Genomic DNA, 23,450 nt, shown 5'->3' with positions numbered 1-23,450 from the left:
GATTTGGGGGTGTTTTCGGGTTTATGGGTTGCCTGCCCAGACTGTGGGGCGGCGCTGATGCCATGGCATTGCCACTTCCAACTGCGCCGCCAGCCGCAGCAACACATCCTCCGCTCCGAATCGCGCTGCAAACTGTAGGCCGATGGGCAGGCCGCCCGACATCCCCAACGGCAACGATATCGCCGGTGTCCCCGCCACGTTGAATACCGGGGTAAACGGCGAGTGGTCAAACACCCGCGCCGTCCACTGCAGGCCGTCCATGTTTTCCGCGCCCAGGTTGTAGTTGCCCAAGGCCTGAGGCAGACGCGGCAGGGTGGGTGTCAGCAGCACGTCAAAGTCACTGAACCAACCTGCCACGCTGCGCGCTATGAGGTTGCGGGTTTCCAGCGCGGCGGCGAACTCCACGGCGCGGGCCTGTTGGCCGTAGGCGTAGCAGGCGAGGGTGGCGGGTTCGAGGGTGGTCAGGTCGATCGGGCGCGAGGTGGCGGCGGCGAGGCCGTCGATCCAGCGGACGAGGGTGGCGCACCAGATGTGCGCGTTGGCTTCGACGAAGGATTCCCACGAGGTGCCGAGCGGGGCGCTGACTGGCTCGACGCTGTGGCCGAGGGCTTCGAGTTCGCAGGCGACGGCCTGGGTGGCGTCGGCGATTTCGGGGTCGAGCGGGGCGCCGTTCCAGGGTGTGTCGAGCAGGCCGATGCGCAAGCGTCCCGGGGCGCGGCCGACTTGGGCGAGAAAGCCTTCGGCCGGTGCGGCGGTGTAATACGGATCGCCGGGCGCGCCGCCCTGGACGATGTCCATCAATGCCGCGCTGTCGCGCACGGTTCGCGACAGGCCGAGTTGCACGCCGAATCCGGTAAATACTTCGTCCAGCGCCGGGCCATTGGAGGCGCGGCCGCGGGTCGGTTTGAGGCCGACCAAACCGTTGAAGGCCGCCGGTACGCGGATCGAACCCGCCGCGTCGGTGGCATGCGCAATCGGCACGATGCCGGCGGCGACTGCTGCGCCTGATCCGCCGCTTGATCCGCCGGCCGATAAACGAAGGTCCCACGGGTTGCGCGTCGGGCCTTGCAGGACGGATTCGGTTTCGGTGCTGAAGGCCATTTCCGGCGTGGTGGTACGGCCCAGGGTGGCGAGGCCGGCGGCGTTGAAACGTTGCATCAGGTACGAGTCGGATTCCGCGACCAATCCTTGGGCCAGACGACTGCCCAACTCCACGCGCCGGCCCGCCGAAGTGATGGCCAAATCCTTGATCAGAAACGGCACACCGGCCAACGGGCTCGCGCCTTCGGTCACGCAGGGCGACCAGGTTTCGATAACGGCGTTGATCTGCGGGTTGACCCGGTTTACGGCGGCCAATGCGAGCTCGGCCAGTTCTGCCGAGGTGACTTCGCCGGCCGCCATCAATTGGGCGAGGCCGATGCCATCGTAGGCTGCGTATTCGTTGAGGTTCATGAGCGGTCTCCTGTTGAGAGACTCGATCATAGGTAAAGCGCTATTCGCTGATTAGCCCATTAAAGCGGTATGCAATGTGCCGTTGGTGGCACAATCCAACGATTCCACCAATGACAGGCAGCGCGATGATCCGGGACTTGAATGACACGCTGGTGTTCGTGCGCGTAGTGCGCCTGGGCAGTTTTACCGCAGCGGCCCAGGCCTTGCAGATTCCCAAGACCACCGTCAGCCGCCGCGTGCGCGAGTTGGAGCAGGCCATCGGCGTGCAACTGCTGCGTCGCACCACCCGCCAGTTGAGCCTGACCGAGGCCGGCGCGGTTTACTACGAGCAATGCAAGGACATCGCCGCAACCCTTGAACACGCAGAATTGGCCGTGCATCAATTGCGTGATGGCCCGCGCGGCTGGTTGCGGGTGACGGTGCCGTACTCGTTCGGGGTCAGTTGGTTCGCGCCGTTGGTGGCCGGGTTTCGCCAGGCGTATCCGGAGATCAAGCTTGAGATATTGGCGTCCCATGTGCCGCTGGATCTGGTCGGGGAAGAGATAGACGTAGCGCTGCGTCTCGGTGCGCTGCCGGATTCGAGTCTGGTGGCGCGGCGGCTGGCCAGTTATGCCACGGGCATTTACGCCGCACCTGAATACATTGAGCGTCATGCTCAACCCGTCACGCCTGACGAGTTGATCCAGCATTCCACGCTGGTGCTGAATCAGGCTCGGCGCGATGTCGGTTACGTCTGGCCGTTGCGCAAGGCGGGCGCCAAGTTGCGCAACTATCGGGTTGAGCCAACGATCATCGCCAATGACCCGGCGCTGTTAAAGGAAGCATTACTAGCCGGTGAAGGGCTGAGTCTGGGAATGGACCAGAGCATGCGGATTGACGTTGAAGCAGGGCGATTGCAAAGGGTATTGCCGGAGTGGATCGGCCCGCCGCAGGATCTGAATGCGGTTACGGCGCGCGAGCATTTGCCCTCGCCGAAGGTGACGGCGTTTATCGGGTATTTGAAGGGGCGGATGTCGGGCTCGGGCGATGCCAGTGGCATAAACAGCGGTTCTTTGCTTTAGTCCACCTATCGCTGGCCCCTGACCGGAGAGTCCCATGCGTTTTCGGTTCCTGCAGTACGCCGCCATCGCTGTTGCGATGCTCGGCGCGGGTTGCGCTCAAGCCACTGAATACAATCAGGTCAACGCCGCCGCCAGCCAGATCAGCTTCACCTACAGTCAATTCGGCTCGCGGGTGTACGGCACGTTCGGCCAGTTCGAAGGCACGCTGGATTTCGACACGCAACAACCTTCGGCCGCCCATGCAGCACTGAGCATCCAACTCGCCAGCATTGACGCCGGCAGCAGCGATGCCAACACCGAACTGCAAAAACCGGCGTGGTTCGACACGGCCACCTACCCGCTGGGCCTCTTCAAATCCACCCGCGTCAAAGCCTTGGGTGGCGACCGTTATTTATTCACCGGCGACCTGACCCTCAAAACCATCACCCGGCCAGTGGAAGTCCAAGTCCAACTGAAGTCGGAAAGCGGCATCGGCGTGTTTGTCGGCGAGTTCGCGCTCAACCGCGAGGACTTCAAAATCGGCGAGGGTGAGTGGGCGGATGGTGTGGTGTCCAAAGACATCAATATCCGCTTTCGGATCGTTGCGCCGGAGCAGTAACGCAGCAAGTGTTCATGCCTGCCTGACGGACATTTTTCTGGCTTTGGCGGCCAAGTGAAAATAAGCTGGGGCTTTTGGATGGCAAGGCAATGAGCGTCACTATGGACATGGACGACCGGGAAGTCGGGGCAACGAAAAGCAAGACCATCGCCAATTCCAACAAGGGACACCATCAGGTTCCGTTTATTGGTGGACTGCCAACGTTCAATTATCTCGACGCGATCAAAAATCCGAGCCTGGCAATGGATGACTCGGTTAGCGACTATGTTTATATCTTGCGGCGTACCGATGAAACGGATGGCGACAGTCAAGCACCGCAGCCATTTTATGTCGGCATCGGCAGTGGACGGCGCTATGCGTTTCACTATTACGAAGCTATGGCGAAGACGGCCTACTCAGCGAAACGCAACCGCTGGAAAAGCAACGTCATGAATAAAGTGGGCAGGGATGAAGTCCTTGTCCAGATTATTCCGTGTCCGTCTTTCGAGTATTCAAAAGAACTTGAAATCAAGCTGATCGCTCACTGGGGACGCAAGGACAAAAACACCGGTTGCCTGACCAACATGACGGACGGGGGTGAGGGGGTCAAAGGCCTGATCATGCCTGAGCATGTGTTGGAAATGTTGAGGGAGAAGGCACGCCAGCCGATCAAGTTTAACGGGACGGTGTACCCCGGAATCAAAGTCGCTTTTGAGGCGCACAGTGTTGTTGAAATTGCCCAGGCTCTGCAGGTGGACGTGATTTCCGGATACTGCACCAGTTACGCGACCTTCAAAGCCTGGTATCACTACTGGGCAAAGCAGGGGGTTTTTCCGGAGGGGTTCAACTATATAAACGATGATGAACCGGTTTTTCCGGAAATCAGCCGCGACGAAATTCAGGAGCAAATCAGGGCCAACCGGATCGAGGGTTATCAAAAGGCCTGGAACACCAGGTACCCGTACCCGCGCTTCCTGGTGAAGGGCACGCCGTACAACACACTTGCAGAGGCTGTCGAAAAAGAAGAGGTCGGCACGCACTCGAATCTAGCCGCCTTGTTTCGAAGAATGGCCTCGAAGAATCTGTTTTACGTGGGGTACAACGTGCTCGACGAATACGGCTGCAAGCAATTTCAAGAGAACGAGGTGGGGCTGCTGGATGTCGCCCGAATGAAAGCCTCGGAGTTTCTGATCGACTTGGTGTCCAAGCCGCTTATTGTTGACGGCGTTCTCTACGAGAACCGGCTGCAAGCCTACAACCAGACGGGCTACTTGAACAAGATGGTGTATGGGAGTTTTACCAGTCAGGTCAACCGATACGAAGAGGCCGGGGTCTTTCCGATCGGACTGAATATACCAGACGAAAGCGGGGCACCGATTTACCCCGAAATCGATCCGTTCCTGCTGAGCGGCAGCAAGCTGGATCGTTATTACAAAGTGTGCAATCGGCTGTTCCCCAGCATGCAGTCTGCATCGGTCTTCTACGGGTTAAGCCGCACAGGCATTCATAGCTACTTTACCGCCTGGATAAAAGACGCCGAGCGCTCGCATAACCCTAAGCCTTTCCCCAAGGGCTTTAATATTTACAAGACGAACACACAGGAAGCTTTTTATCCGGAGATGGATGTGGTCGATGGTCGCGTGCCTGCGTCCGGTTATTTATATATGGGGCAGTTTTTCAAGAAGCTACAAGACATTGATAAGCATAGGGGCGCTGAACCAAGAAGAACCTCAGCCCTGTACATCAAAAGGCGTAATGCCTACTTCAAGCATCAGCGGCCTTTCGACAGTTTACTGAACGTGCTTGGGCTGGATGGTGCGCCGCTCTATCCCGTCGATCTAAATGTAACGTTATCGAAATCCATCGCCACGGCGAACGGGAAGGGGTATCGACTGCACAATGCGGCCAATCCGGTGTGGATTCTGGTTGAGAACCAGTGGCAAGCGTTCGACTCAAGAGCCAGTGCCTACAGGGCCCTGCCGTTTCTCCAAGAGCGATACAAAAATGTGAACAGCTTCACCAACTCTATTGCCTCGCAAATAAGGGCGGGGCGCCAACCCGAATGGCTAGCCCTCAGCGAACCGCAGTAGCATCGCCCCGCACCCCCAACCCCTAGTGGGAGCGGGCTTGCCCGCGAAGAGGCCAGCACATTCAGAATTGATGCCGACTGACCCTGCGCATTCGCGAGCAAGCCCGCTCCCACACTTGGATGGCGGGTGTCCCCAGCCTCTGCGAGCACCTCATTCCCCGGTGGTAACAGCCAGTTGATTCGTGACCTTCGCCACATCCAACAACCGATGCATCCGCAACGCATCTTCAAACGTCGCCGCCGCGTGTGTCCCATCGGCTAAATCCTGGGCAAACACGTAATACAACTCCGCCAGTTCCAGCACCGCCGACGGCAATCCCGATTCAGGCAAACGCTGATAACTGTCCGGCACTGGGAGGATTTGCAGTGGCAAGTCATCGCCGTGGGCGCCTTCGATCACATAGTCATCGCCCACGCCGCCGAACGCCGAACGGTTGGTGATTTTCAGGTCGCCCTGGTCGCCGGTGATGTCGATCTGCACGCCCGAACCATTGCGTTTGCCGCCCTCGATATGGATCGAAACCACCGCGCCGTTTTCCAGCAAACCATTGAGCACCAGTTGATCCGGCGCGGTGCTGTCCAGCACTTCGCCGGTTTCGATGATGGTGACCTTCGGGAACTGACTGACTGTCAGCCCCGATACGCTCAGCGGCCAACCGGTGGCAGTGAACAGCATGTCGAGGAAGTGTCCGGCGTAGATGGAGACGATGCTGGAGAAGTTTTCTTCAGGAGCGGTCCAGCGCAGCGCATTTGCACGCAACGCCTGGAAGTAATGAGTGCTGACGTGCATGCGCACCGAGCGCAACTGGCCGACGTAACCTTGCTGCAGCAAGTCTTGCAGGTAGCGATTGTGCGGCGCATGGCGGCGTTGCAGGCCGACGATGTGGCGCACGCCGGCGTCTTTGGCCAGGTGCACCAATTGCTCGGAAGCCGCGGTAGTGGTGGTCAGCGGCCATTCGCAGTAGACGTTTTTGCCGGCGGCGATGGCGGCGCGCACGGTTTGTTCGTGCTGGGGCGCGGTGTTGAGCACCACTACCAGGTCGACCTCGGGGTTGTTCACCAGAGCGTCGAGCGAGTCGGCGACTTGCACAATGTTGTATTCGCTGGCCGCGGCTTCAGCGCGTTCACGTCGTTCGCTGTACACCGCTTGCACTTTGTATTGCGGCAGCAGCGCCAGCACACGCAAGTGACCGTGGCGGGCCCAGGTACCCACGCCGACGATGCCGACGCGAATGGGGGAGTGTGACGTAGTCATGGGTGTGGCCTCGTTAGGTTGATGTCTGAGGAGGCCAAGTCTAGGGAGCTGATGCCAGGGGAAAAACAGGTCGCAGGGCCGAACTCTTTGGACAGAAACGGCGCTAATGTGCAGGCCAGAGCGCTTGATTGCGGAGCGATCGTTCCACAGTGATCGGAGCCTTGCACCGTTTTTCCACGCAACGCCGCTCCCTACCATGGCTCCACTTCTGACTGTGGAGCTTTCCCCCATGAACGATATGCACGCTATACCAGCGACTTCAGCGCTTGCGCTTGAGCCACCCTCTACAACGCGCGAATGGCTGTCGGTGGCGTCGGTCGCCCTCGGTGCCTTTGCGTTTGTCACCACCGAATACCTGCCGGTGGGCATCCTGCCGCAAATCGCCAATAGCCTGGGCATCACCGATGGCGTGGCAGGGCTGATGGTCACCGTGCCGGGCATCGTCGCGGCGATCTCGGCACCGGCGATCATGCTCGGCGCCGGGAAGATGAATCGCCGCCATCTGCTGCTGTTATTGACGCTGGTGCTGGTGGCTTCAAACCTGATGTCGGCCCTGGCGCCGTCGCTGCCAATCATGTTGCTGGGACGAGGACTGTTGGGTGTTGCACTGGGTGGTTTCTGGGCCGTGGCGATTGCGGCGGCCGGGCGTTTGGTCAGTGAATCAAAAGCTGCGAAAGCCACAGCGCTGATCTTCGGCGGCATCACCCTGGCGACAGTGCTCGGGGTGCCGTTCGGCACGTTTGTCAGCACGTTGTTTTCCTGGCGGGTGTCGTTCGCGGCCACGGCCGGGTTGGCGTTGCTGACGCTGCTGGCACAGTGGCTGACCTTACCTTCGCTGCCATCGCGCGAAGGTTTGCAGGGGCGCGCATTGCTGGGGTTCCTGGCCCGCAGTAACGCCCGGCGCAGCATGCTGCTGTTGGGCACGGTAGTGGCGGCTCACTTCACCGCGTACACCTACATCGCGCCGTTCCTTGCAAATGAGGCTGGATACTCGCCGAGTGCGATCACCGCGATTCTGCTCGGCTTCGGTCTGCTGGGTATGCTCGCCAACTTCGCCATGGCCGGCAGCATCGTGCGGTATTTGCGCCTGTCTTTGGGGGCGGTGGTGGTGTTGATGGTGATCGCACAACTGGCCTTGCCTGCCTTAAACGGCTGGGGCGTGGCATTGGCGGTACTGGTTTGGGGCGTCGCGTATGGCGCGATTCCGCTGGGCGTCAGCACCTGGATGCAACTGACCTCGCCACAATTGCCGGAAGCCAGTTCTGCTATGTTAGTGACCACGTTCCAGGTGGCGATCGCCTCGGGTTCGCTGTTCGGTGGCTTGATGGTCGATCACGCGGGCGTGTCGTCGGCGCTGTGGCTGGGCGCCGGCATCGGGGTGCTCGGGTTGGCGGTGATGCTCAGTTTCGGCATCAGCAAGGCCCCGATTGCCGAGGCCCTGCAACGCTGATTCAAACCTTCAAGATGTTGTCTTTGAAAAAATCGATCAATACTCGCAGCCTCGGTGCGGTCTGCTTCGACGCAGGCCAGAGCATCCACAGGTTGCCGGTGTGGTCGGTGTAGTCCGCCAACACCACTTTCAGCCTGCCATCGGCCAACGGCTGACGGATTGAAAAATCCGGCAGGCAGGCAATCCCCACCCCATCCAGCGCCAGATACGTCAGCGGATCCATCGTCGTGCAGGTCATGGCTTTCGATAGATTCGGCTCGATGTGCGTCTCACCGATCCGCAGCGGCCAGCGTTCGATCATCCCCGTCGCCGGAAACTTGTGCAGCAGGGCCACGTGGTTGACCAGTTCATCCGGGTGCGTCGGTTCGCCGTGGCGTTCCAGGTATTCGGGCGATGCCACCAACTGCAACTGATAGCCGCCGAGCTTGCGCGCCATCAGCCGTGAATCCTGCGGCGCACCCGTGCGGATCACCGCGTCGAACCCTTCCTCGATCACGTCGACCATGCGGTCGGACATGTCCACGTCCAGCTCGATGTCCGGGTGAGCGCGCATGAACCCGGCCAGCACCGGCATGATCAGCACGTTCTGAATCGGCACGCTGATGCGCACCTTGCCCTTGGGCGTGGCGGACAACTCCAGCAACTCCATTTGCGCGGCTTCCACTTCGCTGAGGATGCGCTTGCAACGGTCGAGGAACAGCTCGCCTTCGGTGGTCAGGGTGACGCTGCGGGTACTGCGATGGAACAGCCGCACACCCAGGCGTTCTTCCATGCGCGCCACGCTTTTGCCGACGGCGGAGGAGGAGATTTCCAACAGGCGCCCGGCTTCGGTGAAGCTGCGGGTTTCGGCCACCTGAATGAAGGCCGTGATACCGCTGAGGCTGTCCATCATGGGAGGTGTGCTCGATGCAGGAGGGTTGAAGCAGAGTAGAGGCGGGCGGGGGATTTGCAAAGGGGAGAGTCAGAGAAACCGAGGCGCCGCATTCGCGAGCAAGCCCGCTCCCACACTGGACCTGCGTCGAACACACCTTCTGTGTTCGCTGAAGATCAAATGTGGGAGCGGGCTTGCTCGCGAAGAGGGCCTGACATTCAAAGCAACGGTCGGATCAGATCAGGCACTCTCTTGATAAAATGGATAATCCGTAAACCCAACCTCGGTACCGCCATAAAACGTATCCCGGTCATAAGCATTCAACGGCCGACCCAGCCGAATACGCTCCGGCAAATCCGGGTTGGCAATAAAATCACGACCAAACGCCACCAGATCCGCATCCCCCGCGCTCAAGATCTGCTCGGCAGACTCGGCGGTAAAACCACCCGCCGCCATGATCAATCCGTCGTAGTGCCGACGAATCAACTGCGCCGCCACCGGGTTCTGGTCCTTGCTCTCATCAATCGAATTGCCCAGCACGCGCGGTTCGATCAAGTGCAGATACGCCAGTTTCAACGGCGCCAGTTGCTCGGCGACGTACACAAACAGTGCTTCAGGATGGCTGTCCTTCATGTCCCCGAACGTACCGCTTGGGCCTAGGCGCACAGCGACACGCTCACTGCCCCAGACCGAAATCACTGCGTTGGTGATGTCCAGCAGAAACCGCGCACGTTTGGCGATGGTGCCGCCATAGGCGTCGGTACGACGGTTGCTGCCGTCCTGCAGGAATTGGTCGATCAGGTAACCGTTGGCGCCGTGGATTTCCACGCCGTCAAAACCGGCAGCCAGGCCTCGTTGTGCGGCGCTGCGGAAATCTTCCACCAGCGCTGCGACTTCCGCTTCACTGAGGGCGCGGTGCGGTGTGCTCGGCACCCAACCGCTGGCGGTGTAAGCCACGCCGTCATACTCGACGGCCGACGGTGCCACCGGTTGCGTGCCGTTGGGCTGCATGTCGCTGTGGGACTGGCGCCCGGCGTGGAACAGTTGCAGGAAGATCTTCCCGCCCTTGGCATGCACCGCCTCGGTGATGGCTTTCCAGCCAGGGATTTGCGCGTCGTTGTACAGGCCCGGCGAACCGAGGTAACCGTTGCCGGTGGTGGACACGACCGTGGCTTCGGAAATGATCAGGCCGCCGTCGGTAGCCCGTTGCGAGTAGTACTCGGCCATCAACGCACCGGGCACGTCGCCGGGCTCGGAACGCATGCGCGTCAGCGGTGCCATGACCACGCGGTGGGCGAGGTTGTGTGGGCCGATCTGGATCGTGGAAAGCAGGGTTGGGTGATTCATGGTGACCTCCGGTAAGTGATGGAGGCCACCTTAGGCGCATTGCCTGATGGGAAAAACGGGCCAGCGATCCGCTCTCTTTGGACCAATTGATCCGTAATCGATGAGCGCCCGGTCTTGAACCGGGCGCTGCTCTCAATGCGCCGCTATCGGCACCGTCACAGTCTTCCCGAGCGCCGAAGTGACGGTGATCGTCGGGTTCGGTGCCGGGCCATTGCCGGTGGTTGTGACGGACACCCTCCAGCGCGCCCCCGTGCCGGTCGGCGTGAGCGTCGCGGTCCCCAGGTTGAGCGGTCCGCCGGTAGTCGCCGCCGTCACGGTGATGGTGTTGCCCGTCCCTCGCGAGGTCGTCCCGGCGATGTCCCACGTGTTGCGGTTATTGCTGCGAGTGGTGACGGAAGCGCTGGTCACTAGCAGGTCTTCGTTGACGGTTGCCGTCGCAGCAACCGTTACCGATACGGTTGCCGGGTTTTCCGAGACGGCATCCTTGGCGTCACTGGCGTTGTAGGTGAAGAGTGCGGTGAACGGCGTAGCGACCACGGCCGGCGGCGTGTAGATCACCCGCACGCCGTCGGTGCTGACCGTGCCCTGACCGGAATCCGGCTGGCTCAGGCCCACCACTTTGAGCGGCAGGTTGCCGTCGGGGTCGGTGTCATTGGCCAACACGTTAATGGTCAGCGGCTGGCCATTGTTGCTGGCAGCGACGTCAGGGTTGGCCACAGGTTTCTTGTTCTGGCCTTCGTGATCGTCGTCCTGATCACCGCTGCGGAAGGTCGGCAGTGCGGCGGAGTTCACATAGGTGACGCCGTCCCAACCCGGCAGAGGCGTTGGCATCAACTGGAACTGGCCGGGGTGCTCGACATCCCAGCGCAGCAGCATCGAATTGTCTTCGTGCTGGGTATTGTGGCAGTGCTCCATGTACGTGCCGGCGAACTCGCGGAAGTGGATAGCCATTTCGACATCCACTGAACTGTCGATCCCTTCGCCGATGCGATAGACATCCTTGCGTGCGCCTTTCTCCCATTCTGGCGGCGCCTTGCCGTCGCGGCTGAGGATCACGCCTTCTTCAAAATGCACGTGCACCGGGTGGTTCCAGCCGTTGCCGCCGTTCTTGATTTTCCAGACTTCAAGCGTGCCGTCGCCGGAGAACCCGGCATCGGTCGGGCCGTTGGCCAGTTGCGGCGCGGCACTGAGCCGGCGCGGGTCCATGTTGTAGCCAAAACCGCCATCCGTCTTGACGGTCCAGGGCGCTGCATCGGTGCCGTCGGAGCGACCGAAAATGAACTCGCGGTGCCGCGCCACTTTCAGTTTTGCCTGGTCGCTCGCGCTGTCGCGATCGATGGTCAACGGGATCATCACCTTGCCGGTGGGTTTGCCTGGTTTGGCTGGTTCGTACGCGACCGGGTCCATGCTTTGGTCCTGGCCGGAATAGGGCATAACAAGCAGTTGCAGGAATTTCCCCACCGTCGGGTCGCCCTTGTCCCATTGCGGACCTTTACTGGTCTGCTTGATCACGGCTTTGTATTTTTCGGACAGCACATCGGCCAGCGACAGTTCGTTTTTCTCCGGCCCCTTGCCGGTCTTGTGCTCCAGCAGGTTGACGAAGTACAGCTTGTCGCCGGTTTTGATCCCGTTTTTCGCGAAGTTGACGATGATGTCGTAGCGCTCGGCGATGCCCTGTGTCGGGAGGATTGCATTGTGGTCCTGCCGATCACCGTCGCCATCCAGGTCCATGCTGCCGTCGAAGGGCACGGCGTGCTCCATGATGTTGCCGTCGTTGCCGATCAGGTGGAACGGCACTCGGTTGTAGGACACTCCCGAGCCTGCCGGCCCCGGAAACTCGCCGCCATTGCCGCTGATTTCACGCACCAGGGCCATTTTGAAATAGCGCGACACCGAACCGTTGAGGATGCGAAAGCGATAGCTGCGCGCGCGCACTTTCAGGCGTGGTTGATATTGCCAATTGACCAGGATCTGGTCGCCGAGAAAGCCGTCGGTGTTGAACGGGTTGAACCACAACTGGCCGTTTTCGTCCCAGGCTTTGTCAGCGACCACCAGGTTGACGTCGTAGTCGCGGTTGCCCCACGGCAGCGCCGAACCGCTGGGCAAGCGCAAGTTGACGCCATCCTCGAGCGCTTCGTTGCCGCGATCGAGGGCGCTGTAGTAGTTCATCATCACCGCGTTGCCCTTGTAGACATTCTGCGCGGTGAAATCGAGCATGTGGTCGTGGAACCAGTGCGTACTCATGGTTTCACGCCAGTCGCCACGAATCTTGATGCTGCCGTGGTCGCAGGTCTTGAGGCCGGGAGTGGCGTCGTTGACGTACAGGGTTTCGCCCGCTGCGCAAGGGAACGCCGCGCGCGGGTCCTGCGCCGTCGTGTTGATGGTGTCGTAGCCGGCCAGTTGCATGGGCCAGCGATAATCGTAGTACTGCCCCGGAAAGAAGAACGCGTTGGCATAGCCGTCGCTTTCGGCGGGGGAATGACCGTTGTGTTCGTGGGTGCTGATGGTGTGCAGGCCGAAACCGGCGTTGGCCGACGGGTCAATCGGCAGGGCGTTGTAGTGACGCATCAGCAGCGGTTGGCCGTAGCGAACCATCAGCAGTTTGGGCGGTACGGTGCCGTCGAACGTCCACAGCGAGTTGTGGTTTTGCAACGGCATTTTCGAATGGAAACGCACGTCGATGCCTTTGGTGGTACCGGCGGTTTCCGGGATGTCCGAGGTTTGGTAATAGAGCCCGCCGGGCGCGAATTCGCCGACGGCGTAGTTGTGCAATTGTTTGCGGTCGCGCAGGCCCTGGTTGGTCCGCGCGCCCATCTGCACGGTCTTGTATTGAACCTGCGGGTAAAACTCGTTCCAGCGCTGATGTGACCAGCCTTTTCCCGGTGGTCGACCCTCGGCGGGCGAACCCACTGGATGGCGATTGAGGAAGGCTTCGATCTGCGCTTTCCAGGGGTTGCGGTCGAGCACGTTGGAAAACTGCGACGGGAACGGAAACAATCCCGGCTGACGCATGAACGCCTCCATCGCGGCACTCGACGGACCACTGCGGGCGACGTTGTTCGGATCCTGCTGAGGCGCCGGGCCGGTAGTGGGCACCGGGAATGTCAGGAGCGGCGGCGGGGTGGTCGGGTCGAGTTTTTCCGGACCGAATTCTTCAAACAGCAGCAGTTGCTGGGTAAACGGTTCGGCCCCGAACAAGGGGCTGGGTTTGCCGTTAGTGGGGAAGTTGAACGAGGTCTGCACACTCGGTGGCAGTACGTTGTCAGCTCGGGGCGTGTTGCGGTCGCCGAACGCGCCGTTGGGCAGGGCGATGGCGCCCTGGTTGGCTTCCGGCAAGAGTCCCAACGCATCCAGTGCGGCTATTGGATCGGCCGGTGGATTGGCAAACGCCGAGGGATCTGTGGGTGGCGGCTGCCCGACATCATCGAGCGGTGAGGCGCTGGCCGTGGCCAGGCTGAAAGTCATCAGCATCACGGAGGTGATGCCCTGCGCCCGGAAGAAGCCGGCCGACTTGTTCGCAGGTACTGAGCTTTTCATGGTGATTCTCTCGGGGGCATGCCGGTGTGACGGCATTTGCCCTGTACCTGTCGCAAAAGCCGAGCCAATCTCAGGTCATGTTAAAAATCTGTTTTAAATCAATTAATTGTATTCCAGGTGTGGCGACGATAAACCCTGGAAATCGGGTGACAGTCCTCACTGTCGGGGAATGGCATCGGGGCTGCCGGTGCAGATCTGCCGGCGGCGGAACGTCTCGGTGACCAGCGTAAAGATGCACGTCGTGCGCAACCCGACGCGGGCAAGCTCCTCGCCACAAAAGCTGCCTCGCCACAGGGGGCGGGCGCGTTATGATAGGCGCGCTCGCCACCCGCTCTTCGCAACCGTTTCCCGGAGTCAGCCCCTGCAATGCCCCAGATCAGCCATTTCAAAACCCCGTGCCCCGAGCACATCACCAGCCAGATCCTGCAACTGGTGGTCGACAACCTGACCGACATCAGCGCCGTGGCCCTGCCGCCGAGCAACCTGCTGTACAACGTGTACCAGTACGCAATCGGCTATGAAGTCCACCTCTATCTGGAAGCGTTGAACGGGGCGAAGGGGATTGCGGTTGAGCTGATCGTGGCCACGGACGTGGACGATCCGGAAAAGGTCATTGGCTTTGTGTTGTACCTGCCGGTCAAGGACGATCCCGAGGCGTGCGGCGTGGTTTACATGGCCGTCGATGCCAGCCATCGCGGCCAGGGCATCGCGCGCACGATGCTGCGCGAAGTGGTCGGTCGCTACCCTCACACCGAACTGACCTGCAGCGTCGGCAAAGTACCGTATTTCGAGGCGATGGGCTTCCAGGTGCTGGGCGTGCGCGAGACGCAAGTGCTGATGAACACCCGCGATTACGGCACCGACGGCTTGATGGCAGTGCTGGATACCGCACCGATCTACAGCTCGCTGGAAGTGCGGCAGATTCATACGTATCTGCTGCAAAAGAACGGCAAGCGCGCGATGACCGATGCCGAGAAACAGCGGGACCGGCACCTGGATCAACTGACGCGCAAGACGAATGAGTTTGTGCGTGGGCGGTTGGGGGATGACGCGGTGCCGGCCATGACGCCGAGACTGCGGTTGGTCTAACCCGGCTCGACCCAACACCGAAATCCCCTGTGGGAGCGGGCTTGCTCGCGAATGCGGTGTGTCAGACGACAACACCGTTTACTGACACACCGCATTCGCGAGCAAGCCCGCTCCCACATTGTTGACCGCGCTGACCCGTGAAGCTTATGAAAGCTTCACATTCATGGTGATCCGCGCCGTGAATACCTTCTTGCCCTCTGCATCGTGAACATCCACCGGCACGATCTTGTCGCCGCCCGTCAGCCAGTCAACCGCTTCCCCATTGGCCACCGCCGTCACATCGGTCTTGGCTTTGGCCAGGTATTCGACCGTCATCCCTTTCGGAATCCAGCGTGCGCCTGCGGGAATCGAAACGTCGGTCATCGTCCCGGCGGCGAGTTCCGCAGCATTGCACATCGCAATCGCATGCACGGTGCCCAAGTGGTTGGTGATCTCCCGGGAAAACGGCACCTGCACGCTCGAGTAGCCTGGGCGCAGTTCCGAAATCAGCGGGTTGATGGTGCTGAAGTAGGGCGCCACTTTGCAGGCCATTTGGCTGAATGCTTCGGGGCCGGCGCTGGTGAACATGCTGAGAAACTGGTTCATGTTGAAGCCTCTTTGAAAGGTCGTTTTACAGAATGATGTTCCGTAACAGAATAATGTTCTGTAACGGAACAGTATTCTGTCGAAAGGAAATCTGTCAACCTAGCGCGACTTATCCGTGGGCAGCCGCCTGCCTTATCGTTGATTTTTTGAGCCTGTGTTCAGCATGGAAACCGCAGATTTACTCGAGCGCTGCTACCCCGGACGAAGAGCCGAACTCAAGCGCGACATCTTCAGAAAAGCCCTCAGGCTGTTCAACGAACAGGGGATCGAGGCCACCACCATCGAGATGATTCGCGCCGAATGCGATACCAGCGTCGGCGCGATCTACCATCATTTCGGCAACAAGGAAGGCTTGGTGGCTGCGCTGTTTTTCACTGCGCTGGATGATCAGGCGCAGCTGCGCGACAGCTATCTGGCCGAGGCCGGCACCACGCAAGAAGGGATTTACGCGTTGGTGCACAGCTACGTGGATTGGGTCGACAACCAACCCGAGTGGGCACGGTTTCAGTACCACGCGCGATTTGCCGTGACCAAAGGACCGTTCAAGGACGAACTGGCCACCCGAAACAAAACCCGCAACCGGCAGCTCTGGGAATGGCTGTCGGCGCCGGACCGGGGCGATGAGTTGAAAGGTGTGCCGGCCGAGTTGATGCTGTCGCTGATCATCGGCCAGGCGGACAGCTACTGCCGGACCTGGTTGTCGGGAAGGGTGAAGGGCCGCCCGATGGTCTACAGGGACATGCTGGCGGAGGCGGCGTGGCGATCGATTTCCACGGGCGCAACCTGCGACCAATGAAAATCTCCCAACTGTAGAAAATCCCCCTGTGGGAGCGGGCTTGCTCGCGAAGGCGTCGTGTCAGTCGACATCTGTATTGACTGATCCACCGCCTTCGCGAGCAAGCCCGCTCCCACAAGGGATATTGGTGGTGTCAGTTACCGCGGGCTGTTCTTTCGATCATCGCCCTGATCGTTTCGAACAGTTCTTCCTGCGCCTGCCCAGCGCTAATCTCCCCCGTCGCCGCCGCGTTCGACAAAGCCTCCGATGCCCCCAGCATCGCCCGTAAACTCGCGGGTTTGATGGTGTTTGCTCCAGCGAACGGCTGCAGGACGAGTTGGCATTTGTTGAGGAAAATCGCCTCGTACTCGCGCTTGATCTTCTCCAGTTCCGGCGAGCTCGCCAGCGCTGCAATCACCCCGGAAATTTCGTTGCCCTGGGTCAGCACGCACGCCACATAGGACGACGCAATAATCCCGGCGGTGCTGTCGAGTGTCGGTTCGCAGGTCAGCAGCGCGGCGTCCATTATTGCGGTCTGCCGGGCGTCGAAATCCTGGTACAACGCCGCCAGCAAACCCGAGCGCGTGGTGAAGTGGTCGTAGACCACCGGTTTGGTCACGCCTGCCAGTTCGGCGAGGCGTCCGAGGGTCAACGCATCCGTACCTTCCTCGCGGACCATCTGCCAGGCGACATCCAGTAACTGGCGTTGGCGGTCCTCGCGGGACAGGCGGCGGCGGGGTTGTGGTGTGGAGTCCTGCTCGTTTTTTTCGGTGCTTGACATGGCTATGTACCAAAAGTAACTTACTGATCGTAACTTACCAAGAGTATATAAGGTCCGCCCTGTGCTCTCAATCAGGAGTTTCAGCATGCACGCACTGATCGTCGTAGCTCATCCCAATCCCCAATCGCTCACCCACAGCCTCGCCCGGCAAATCGCCGAAGGCCTGACCTCCGTCGATTCCAGCAACACCTATGAAATCGCCGACCTCTCGGCCCAAGGTTTCGATCCACGGTTCGGCACGGCAGACATGGCGGTTCATCATCGCGAAGCGCCGCCGCCCGCCGATGTCCTGGCCGAACAGGCCCGGATCGAACGCGCCGATGCGCTGGTGCTGGTCTATCCAGTTTACTGGTGGTCGATGCCGGCGCTGCTCAAGGGCTGGATTGATCGCGTGTTTTCGAATGGCTGGGCGTTCGACTTCAGTCTGGACAGCCCCTTTGTGCAGAAACTGGGTCACTTGCGGGTGCATCTGGTCGGTGTGGGCGGCGCCGATGCCGGGTCGTTTACGCGACATGGTTATGACGAGGCGATGAAGACCCAGATCGACCATGGCATCTTCGAATACTGCGGTGCGCGGGTGGTGACGTCCGAATTGTTGCTGGACTCGGAAAGCCAGGCGCCGCAGATCCATTTGAAGGCAGCGCGGAATCTGGGCCGAAAGCTCTTCAAATCATCAGAAGTGACCGAGACCGTGTGAGCACCACCGATCCCCCCCTGTGGGAGCGGGCTTGCTCGCGAAAGCGGTGGATCAGTCAATTTAGATGTCGACTGACACGACGCCTTCGCGAGCAAGCCCGCTCCCACAGTGGATTTGCGTCGCCTACACCGCCCCCGGCCAACCCGCCTGGCGCAGGGCTTTCAGCAACGTCGCGGCATCCAGCCCCGGCACCGCATGCCCATTCCCCTCAGCCGTTTCACCCGCCAGCAACGCGTTGATGATCGCTTCTTCCACCGCTTCGGTAGCGGCGAGGAACAGTTCGCTGATGTGGTCGTTGTTGACCATGCGCAGGTTGTCGCAGGTCGGCGCTTTCTTGCTTTCATACGCAGCGGGCGGCACGTCGTTGCCAGTCGCAAAGGCGATGAAGATGTCGCCGCTGTGATCTTCATTACCACCGCCCGTGCGGGCCAGGCCCAGGCTGGCACGTTGCGCGAGGCGGGTGCATTGGTGCGGCAGCAACGGCGCGTCGGTGGCCAGGCAGACGACAATCGAGCCCATCCCGGGATGCGGCAGTGACGCTTTGAGGAACGGCGAGTCAGCCTTTTCCATATAGCGCCCGACAGGGTAACCATCGACCCGCAATTCGTGGCGAATCCCGTGGTTGGCCTGGACGATCGCGCCCACCGTCCAGCCACCTTGGGCGCTGCTCAGGCGCCGGGACGCGGTGCCGATCCCGCCCTTGAATTCATGGCAGATCATGCCGCTGCCGCCACCGACGTTACCCTCGATCACCGGTCCGCCGACGGCCGTGCGCAAGGCCTCGGCCACGTGTTCGGGCTTTACATGAAAGCCATTGATGTCGTTGAGCAAACCGTCGAACGTCTCCAGCACCACCGGCATGTTCCAGTAAAGACGCCCGTCATCCGGTTGCTGTTCGCGGTCCAGCACAATCAGCGCATCGCGCACCACGCCCAGGCTGTGGGTGTTGGTGAAGGCGATCGGACTGGTCAACAGACCGGCCTCGCGAATCCACTCCAGCCCGGTCGCATCGCCATTGCCGTTGAGCACATGGACCCCGGCAAAACACGGCTGTTGGCTGGTGGAACCGAGGCGAGGTTCGATCACCGTGACGCCGGTCAGGATGTCGCGGCCCTGAGCGGTGCGGCCTCGCACATCGCTGTGGCCGACACGAACGCCGGGTACGTCGGTGATGGCATTCAGCGGGCCGGGTTGCAGCTGGCCGAACTGGATATTCAAATCGCGGGCACGTGGTTTCATGCAGGAACTCTCAGGCAAGTTAAACAGGAGGGGTGCAGGCCGGCTCAGTTGCCGTTCTTGATGTTGCTCCAAGAGCGTGTGCGGACACGTTCGATCTCATGGGGCTGCGGTTGCAGGGTGAATGCCTTGGCGATTACCTCGGCCGAGGGATAGATGTTGCTGAACTCGCGCACCTCGTCCGAGAGCAACGCGGTCGCGTCTTTGTTGGCGTTGGCGGTGAGCGCCAGGTTAGTGGCCGGGGCGATCACTTCAGGGCGTAGCAGGTAGTTAATAAAGGCCAGTCCCTGTTCTGGATTGTTGCCGTCCTTGACCATGACCAGGTTGTCGCTCCACAGCGGCGCACCTTCGACCGGGATGCTGTATTCGATCTTTACGCCCTTCGCGGCTTCATTGGCGGCTTGCATGGCACCGAACACGGTGCCGGACCACGTCAAGGCGACACAGATGTCGCCGTTGGCCAGGTCGGTCTGGATCTTCGACGAATTGAAATAGGTGATGTGCGGGCGCAACTTGAGCAGCAGTGCTTCAGCTTTTTTGTAGTCTGCGGGGTTACTGCTGTTGGGCGGCAGGCCGAGATAGTGCAGGGCGATCGGGATGATTTCGGCGGGAGCGTCCAAAATCCCTACGCCACATTCGCTGAGCTTGGCGAGGTTTTCTTCCTTGAACAGCAGATCCCAGGAGTTCACCGGCGCCTGATCGCCCAGGGCTGCGCGGACCTTGTCAACGTTATAGCCAATGCCGTCGGTGCCCCATAGGTAAGGAACGGCGTATTGGTTGTCCGGGTCGTTCGCGCGCAGCTTTTCCAGCAAGACCGGGTCAATGTGTTGCAGATTGGTCAGTTGGCTACGGTCAAGTTTTTGCAAGGCTCCGGCCTTGATCAACGCCGGCAGAATGAAGTTACTGGCCACCACCACGTCATAACCGCTGTGGCCAGTCATCAGCTTGGCTTCCAGTACTTCGCCGCTGTCGAAGGTGTCATAGACGGGTTTGATCCCGGTGTCGCGCTGGAAATCCTTCAACGTGGTCGGGCCGATGTAGTCAAACCAGTTGTAGACGTGCACGGTGGGGGCTTCGGCGGCAAATGCCGACAACGAGGCCGACAGGCAGGCACCCAGTCCCAGGTTGATATACGTGCGGTGACCACTCATGATGCGGCGCTCCTGGCCTGCTGCAGGCCGGTGATAATCAGGAGCTTGCAGCGTATCGAGGGGGAGGGTGGTCACCCATTCCCATCATGGGTTACTCGAAAGGGGTAGGACGTGGACGGGTTGTTGAAAGAGTTGCCGGTGCATCAAGGCTTGGCGCGGGTGTTCGGCGCCCTCGGCCACGACGGATTCTGGCGCGCGCTGGTGGACACCTTGCGCTTGCTGGTGCCGCTGGATAACGCGTTGGTTGCGGTGATGCGCGCCGAGCGAGTGCCACGGCTGCTGATTGATTTCGACTCCCGGGCCAGTGCCCCCGAAGAAGAGGAATTGGCTCGCTATAGCGCTGGCGTGTACTTGCTCGATCCTTTCTATCAAGCCGTCTGCGCCGGCATCACCGACGGCTTGCACAGCCTCGACTCAGTGGCCCCGGACCAGTTTCAGCAGAGCGAGTACTACCAGAGTTACTTCCGCTCGGTGGTGGGCGGTGACGAGATGCAGTTCATGATCAATGTGGACGGTGCTGTGCTCGGTTTGTCCCTTGGTCGCTCGATGCGATTCAGCCCTGAAGAACATGGCCGTCTTCTTTGTGTGCGGGACTGGGTGCTGGCCGCGATGGGTCGACATTTGCAACTCGTGCCTCCGGAGGGGCCGACCGCAGTGGCCGGGGATCTGGCGACCTTGCTCGATCGTTTCGATGCGCGCCTGACGGTGCGTGAAGTCGAAACCGCGCGCCTGATTCTTCAGGGCTTCTCCAGCAAAGCCATCGCCCAGCAATTGAGCATTTCCCCGGAAACGGTGAAGGTGCATCGGCGTAATCTTTACCACAAGCTCAACGTCAGCGGGCATGGCGAGTTGTTTGCGCTGGTGCTACAACCGAAATAACCCGCTTCACTGAAGATCCCTTGTGGGAGCGGGCTTGCTCGCGAAAGCGGTGGGTCAGTCAATACAGATGTCGACTGACACGACGCCTTCGCGAGCAAGCCCGCTCCCACATTCAATCCCCCTGCCGAAACACCAACGCCTTCAACCCACACTCAACATCCGCATCCGGAAACTCCGGCGGATTCTCCAGCCGCTCCACAAATCGCAAACTCGGCGCCTCACGCGTAACCCCATCAATCAAGAAGTCCGAGCCAAACGCCGGGTCGTTCATGCAGGCCAGCACCGTACCCTGTTCGGTCAACAACTCCGGCAACCGACGCAGCACCCGCTGGTAATCCTTGGTCAGCAGAAAACTGCCTTTCTGAAACGACGGCGGATCGATGATCACCAGGTCATACGGCCCCTTGCCGATCACCTTGCCCCAGGACTTGAACAAGTCATGGCCGAGGAACGTGACATTGCTCACGTCGTGGCCGTTGAGTCGGTGATTGTCGCGGCCACGACTCAGGGCCGAGCTGGACATGTCCAGATTGACCACATGCGCCGCGCCACCCTCGATTGCCGTCACCGAAAACCCGCAGGTGTAGGCGAACAGGTTCAACACCCGCTTGCCCTCGGCATTGGCCCGCACCCAATCGCGGCCATAACGCATATCGAGGAACAGCCCGGCATTCTGTTTGCGGCCCAGGTCCACCCGATATTTCAGGCCGCCCTCGGTGATCGTCATCTCATCGAGCGCATCCCCCAGCAGCCATTCGGTGGTGCTTTGCAGCAGGTAGCGGTGTTGCAGCAACAGCGTGTGCGCGCCGGATTGTTGCCATTCGGCGGATTGCGTAATGCCCAGCAACAGAACCTTCAACGCTTCCAGTTGCTGCGCTTCCGGCTCCTTGAACAGCGACACCAGCACCACGCCCTGCAACCAGTCCACGGTCAACTGCTCCAGGCCCGGCCAGCAACGCCCGCGCCCGTGAAACAGGCGGCGGGTTTCGGCTGGGGCGGTGGCCAGGGCGGTCAACAGGTGTGTGTTCAGGGTGGCAAGGGCGTCAGGGTTCATCAGGCAACGTCGGCAAATTGAGTGGGCGGCATTTTAACCACAAAAACACCCCGGCAACGCCCGGATAGTTATCACGTTTAATTTAACTTTACGTGAGGATTTGGCGATCTTCCGGCTCCCATACTTGGTCCCAACGAACAATAACCGGGAGCCGGACATGTCGCAGCCAACTGCCTCACCCAAGGCCAGCCATCCACGCTGGCTGCGCCTGACCCATTGGCTCAACGCCCTGGCCGTGGTGGTCATGATCGCCAGCGGCTGGCGCATCTATAACGCTTCGCCGCTCTACGACTTCAGCTTCCCGAAAGCGCTCACACTCGGCGGCTGGCTCGGCGGTGCGTTGCAATGGCACTTCGCGGCGATGTGGTTCCTCGCCGTCAACGGCCTCATCTACCTGATCATCAACATCGCCAGCGGTCGTCTGTTTCGACGGTTTTTTCCGGTGTCGCCGAAGGGAATCCTGCACGACCTGTGGGCGGCATTGAGAGGGCGGCTGGGGCACGCCGACCTCAGTCATTACAACCAGGTCCAGCGGTTTGCCTACCTGTTCGTCATGCTCGACATCACGCTGATGGTGGTCTCCGGGCTGGTGCTGTGGAAGTCCGTGCAGTTCCCGTTGTTGCGTGAATTGCTCGGCGGTTACGAAGGGGCGCGGCAGGTGCATTTCATTGCGATGTCACTGTTGGTGGCGTTCATCGCGGTGCACTTGGTGATGGTGCTGCTGGTGCCAAAAACGTTGTGGTACATGATCGTTGGTCGCAAGGAGTCCGTATGAAAAAGCGCATCGAAGGACTCGACGAGTCGTCCATCCTCAGCGAAGCCCGGAAGGTGCTGGCGCCGCAGATCGAAGACCGTTCCCGGCGCTCGTTCCTGCTGCGCGGCCTGACCCTTGGCGGCGTGGCCATGTTGTCGGGCTGCAACATCACCGACAACGACAGCGTCGAAACCGCGCTGTCCTCGATGTCCCGCTTCAACGATCGGGTCCAGGGCTGGCTGTTCAATCCCAACGCCATGGCGCCGACCTATCCCGAGTCGATGATCACCCGGCCGTTTCCGTTCAATGCCTTTTACGGCATCGATGAAGCGCCGACGGTTGAGGAAGAAAGCTACCGACTGGAAGTCACCGGCATGGTCGCCGACAAGCGCAGCTGGAAGCTCGAAGAGCTGCGTGCGATGGCCCAGGTCGATCAGATCACCCGACACATCTGCGTCGAAGGCTGGAGCGCCATCGGCCGCTGGGGTGGGGTGCGCTTCAGTGATTTCCTCAAACGGGTGGGCGCCGACACCGACGCCAAGTACGTCGGCTTCAAATGCGCCGACGACTACTACACCAGCATCGATATGGCCACCGCGCTGCATGCGCAAACCCTGCTGGCCCTGACCTACGACGGCGCCGTACTGCCCCGCGAATACGGCTTCCCGATGAAGCTGCGCATGCCGACCAAGCTCGGCTACAAGAACCCGAAACACATCCAGGCGATTTTCGTCACCAACACCTACACCGGCGGCTACTGGGAAGACCAGGGCTACAACTGGTTCGGCGGTAGCTGACAAACACCCATCA

Annotated in this window: 20 protein-coding genes; 10 read left to right on the top strand and 10 right to left on the bottom strand. The window is 60.5% G+C overall.

The annotated features are described in order from the left end of the window. Positions 1 to 21: 21 nt before the first annotated feature. The gene (locus NK667_RS14865) at positions 22 to 1,452 is read right to left on the bottom strand and encodes an amidase (protein ID WP_054615249.1); all 1,431 of its coding nucleotides are present in this window, start codon (positions 1,450 to 1,452) and stop codon (positions 22 to 24) included. Positions 1,453 to 1,562: 110 nt separating this feature from the next. Here NK667_RS14865 and NK667_RS14860 point away from each other — a divergent pair, with 110 nt between their 5' ends. The 3 genes from NK667_RS14860 (at position 1,563) to NK667_RS14850 (ending at position 5,180) form a co-directional block, all read left to right on the top strand. After that, a complete protein-coding gene (locus NK667_RS14860) occupies positions 1,563 to 2,513 on the top strand; it encodes a LysR family transcriptional regulator (protein WP_236708595.1) in 951 nt (316 codons plus the stop codon). 34 nt (positions 2,514 to 2,547) lie between these two features. Continuing rightward, positions 2,548 to 3,111, top strand: a complete 564-nt coding sequence (locus NK667_RS14855; protein ID WP_054615248.1) for a YceI family protein — start codon at positions 2,548 to 2,550, stop codon at positions 3,109 to 3,111. Between the two features lie 101 nt (positions 3,112 to 3,212). Beyond that, entirely contained in the window at positions 3,213 to 5,180 is a 1,968-nt protein-coding gene (locus tag NK667_RS14850) for a GIY-YIG nuclease family protein (RefSeq protein WP_054615247.1), read from the top strand. A gap of 150 nt (positions 5,181 to 5,330) precedes the next feature. Here the strand turns inward: NK667_RS14850 and NK667_RS14845 are convergent, their stop codons facing one another. Next, positions 5,331 to 6,434 carry a Gfo/Idh/MocA family protein gene (locus NK667_RS14845; RefSeq protein ID WP_054615246.1) on the bottom strand — a complete coding sequence of 368 codons (1,104 nt, stop codon included), beginning with the start codon at positions 6,432 to 6,434 and terminating at the stop codon, positions 5,331 to 5,333. Positions 6,435 to 6,663: 229 nt separating this feature from the next. On the opposite strand from NK667_RS14845, the gene NK667_RS14840 reads away from it, so the two are divergent. Then, the gene (locus NK667_RS14840) at positions 6,664 to 7,884 is read left to right on the top strand and encodes an MFS transporter (RefSeq protein ID WP_054615245.1); all 1,221 of its coding nucleotides are present in this window, start codon (positions 6,664 to 6,666) and stop codon (positions 7,882 to 7,884) included. A 1-nt stretch (position 7,885) separates the two neighbouring features. Here the strand turns inward: NK667_RS14840 and NK667_RS14835 are convergent, their stop codons facing one another. The 3 genes from NK667_RS14835 to NK667_RS14825 all read right to left on the bottom strand — a co-directional run bounded on the left by NK667_RS14835 (position 7,886) and on the right by NK667_RS14825 (position 13,639). Continuing rightward, on the bottom strand, positions 7,886 to 8,773 hold the full coding sequence (locus NK667_RS14835; protein WP_054051709.1) for a LysR family transcriptional regulator: 888 nt from the start codon (positions 8,771 to 8,773) through the stop codon (positions 7,886 to 7,888). 222 nt (positions 8,774 to 8,995) lie between these two features. After that, complete coding sequence (locus tag NK667_RS14830) at positions 8,996 to 10,102, bottom strand: alkene reductase (RefSeq protein WP_054615244.1); 1,107 nt, start codon at positions 10,100 to 10,102, stop codon at positions 8,996 to 8,998. Between the two features lie 132 nt (positions 10,103 to 10,234). Further along, positions 10,235 to 13,639, bottom strand: a complete 3,405-nt coding sequence (locus NK667_RS14825) for an Ig-like domain-containing protein (RefSeq protein ID WP_054615243.1) — start codon at positions 13,637 to 13,639, stop codon at positions 10,235 to 10,237. 366 nt (positions 13,640 to 14,005) lie between these two features. Here NK667_RS14825 and NK667_RS14820 point away from each other — a divergent pair, with 366 nt between their 5' ends. Beyond that, a complete protein-coding gene (locus NK667_RS14820; protein ID WP_054615242.1) occupies positions 14,006 to 14,728 on the top strand; it encodes a GNAT family N-acetyltransferase in 723 nt (240 codons plus the stop codon). Positions 14,729 to 14,872: 144 nt separating this feature from the next. Here NK667_RS14820 and NK667_RS14815 read toward each other — a convergent pair whose 3' ends face one another. Next, positions 14,873 to 15,313 carry a hotdog fold domain-containing protein gene (locus NK667_RS14815; RefSeq protein ID WP_054051658.1) on the bottom strand — a complete coding sequence of 147 codons (441 nt, stop codon included), beginning with the start codon at positions 15,311 to 15,313 and terminating at the stop codon, positions 14,873 to 14,875. Positions 15,314 to 15,476: 163 nt separating this feature from the next. On the opposite strand from NK667_RS14815, the gene NK667_RS14810 reads away from it, so the two are divergent. Continuing rightward, positions 15,477 to 16,109 (top strand): TetR/AcrR family transcriptional regulator, encoded by a 633-nt coding sequence (locus tag NK667_RS14810; RefSeq protein WP_054615241.1) that lies wholly within the window; start codon positions 15,477 to 15,479, stop codon positions 16,107 to 16,109. A gap of 133 nt (positions 16,110 to 16,242) precedes the next feature. Here NK667_RS14810 and NK667_RS14805 read toward each other — a convergent pair whose 3' ends face one another. Next, a complete protein-coding gene (locus NK667_RS14805) occupies positions 16,243 to 16,869 on the bottom strand; it encodes a TetR/AcrR family transcriptional regulator (RefSeq protein WP_054615240.1) in 627 nt (208 codons plus the stop codon). Between the two features lie 85 nt (positions 16,870 to 16,954). Between NK667_RS14805 and NK667_RS14800 the strand changes: the two genes are divergently transcribed. Next, positions 16,955 to 17,566, top strand: a complete 612-nt coding sequence (locus NK667_RS14800; RefSeq protein ID WP_054615239.1) for an NAD(P)H-dependent oxidoreductase — start codon at positions 16,955 to 16,957, stop codon at positions 17,564 to 17,566. Between the two features lie 123 nt (positions 17,567 to 17,689). Here the strand turns inward: NK667_RS14800 and NK667_RS14795 are convergent, their stop codons facing one another. Both NK667_RS14795 and NK667_RS14790 read right to left on the bottom strand, forming a co-directional pair. Further along, positions 17,690 to 18,805 (bottom strand): DmpA family aminopeptidase, encoded by a 1,116-nt coding sequence (locus NK667_RS14795; RefSeq protein WP_054615238.1) that lies wholly within the window; start codon positions 18,803 to 18,805, stop codon positions 17,690 to 17,692. A gap of 44 nt (positions 18,806 to 18,849) precedes the next feature. Then, complete coding sequence (locus NK667_RS14790; RefSeq protein WP_054051648.1) at positions 18,850 to 19,953, bottom strand: polyamine ABC transporter substrate-binding protein; 1,104 nt, start codon at positions 19,951 to 19,953, stop codon at positions 18,850 to 18,852. 111 nt (positions 19,954 to 20,064) lie between these two features. Here NK667_RS14790 and NK667_RS14785 point away from each other — a divergent pair, with 111 nt between their 5' ends. Continuing rightward, positions 20,065 to 20,832 (top strand): helix-turn-helix transcriptional regulator, encoded by a 768-nt coding sequence (locus NK667_RS14785; RefSeq protein WP_054615237.1) that lies wholly within the window; start codon positions 20,065 to 20,067, stop codon positions 20,830 to 20,832. Between the two features lie 112 nt (positions 20,833 to 20,944). Here the strand turns inward: NK667_RS14785 and NK667_RS14780 are convergent, their stop codons facing one another. Then, positions 20,945 to 21,886, bottom strand: a complete 942-nt coding sequence (locus NK667_RS14780) for a class I SAM-dependent methyltransferase (RefSeq protein ID WP_054615236.1) — start codon at positions 21,884 to 21,886, stop codon at positions 20,945 to 20,947. A 157-nt stretch (positions 21,887 to 22,043) separates the two neighbouring features. On the opposite strand from NK667_RS14780, the gene NK667_RS14775 reads away from it, so the two are divergent. Together NK667_RS14775 and NK667_RS14770 are read left to right on the top strand one after the other, a co-directional pair. Continuing rightward, positions 22,044 to 22,661 carry a cytochrome b/b6 domain-containing protein gene (locus tag NK667_RS14775; RefSeq protein WP_054615235.1) on the top strand — a complete coding sequence of 206 codons (618 nt, stop codon included), beginning with the start codon at positions 22,044 to 22,046 and terminating at the stop codon, positions 22,659 to 22,661. Beyond that, positions 22,658 to 23,437, top strand: coding sequence for a molybdopterin-dependent oxidoreductase (locus tag NK667_RS14770; RefSeq protein WP_054615234.1), 780 nt, complete (start codon positions 22,658 to 22,660; stop codon positions 23,435 to 23,437). The genes NK667_RS14775 and NK667_RS14770 overlap by 4 nt, the downstream gene beginning before the upstream one ends. The last annotated feature ends 13 nt before the right edge of the window (positions 23,438 to 23,450 follow it).

It is taken from the genome of Pseudomonas nunensis (assembly GCF_024296925.1).
GTDB classification, from domain to species: domain Bacteria; phylum Pseudomonadota; class Gammaproteobacteria; order Pseudomonadales; family Pseudomonadaceae; genus Aquipseudomonas; species Aquipseudomonas nunensis.
The sequence above is the reverse complement of the archived record's forward strand: the minus strand, read 5'-3'. Positions and strand labels throughout refer to the sequence as shown.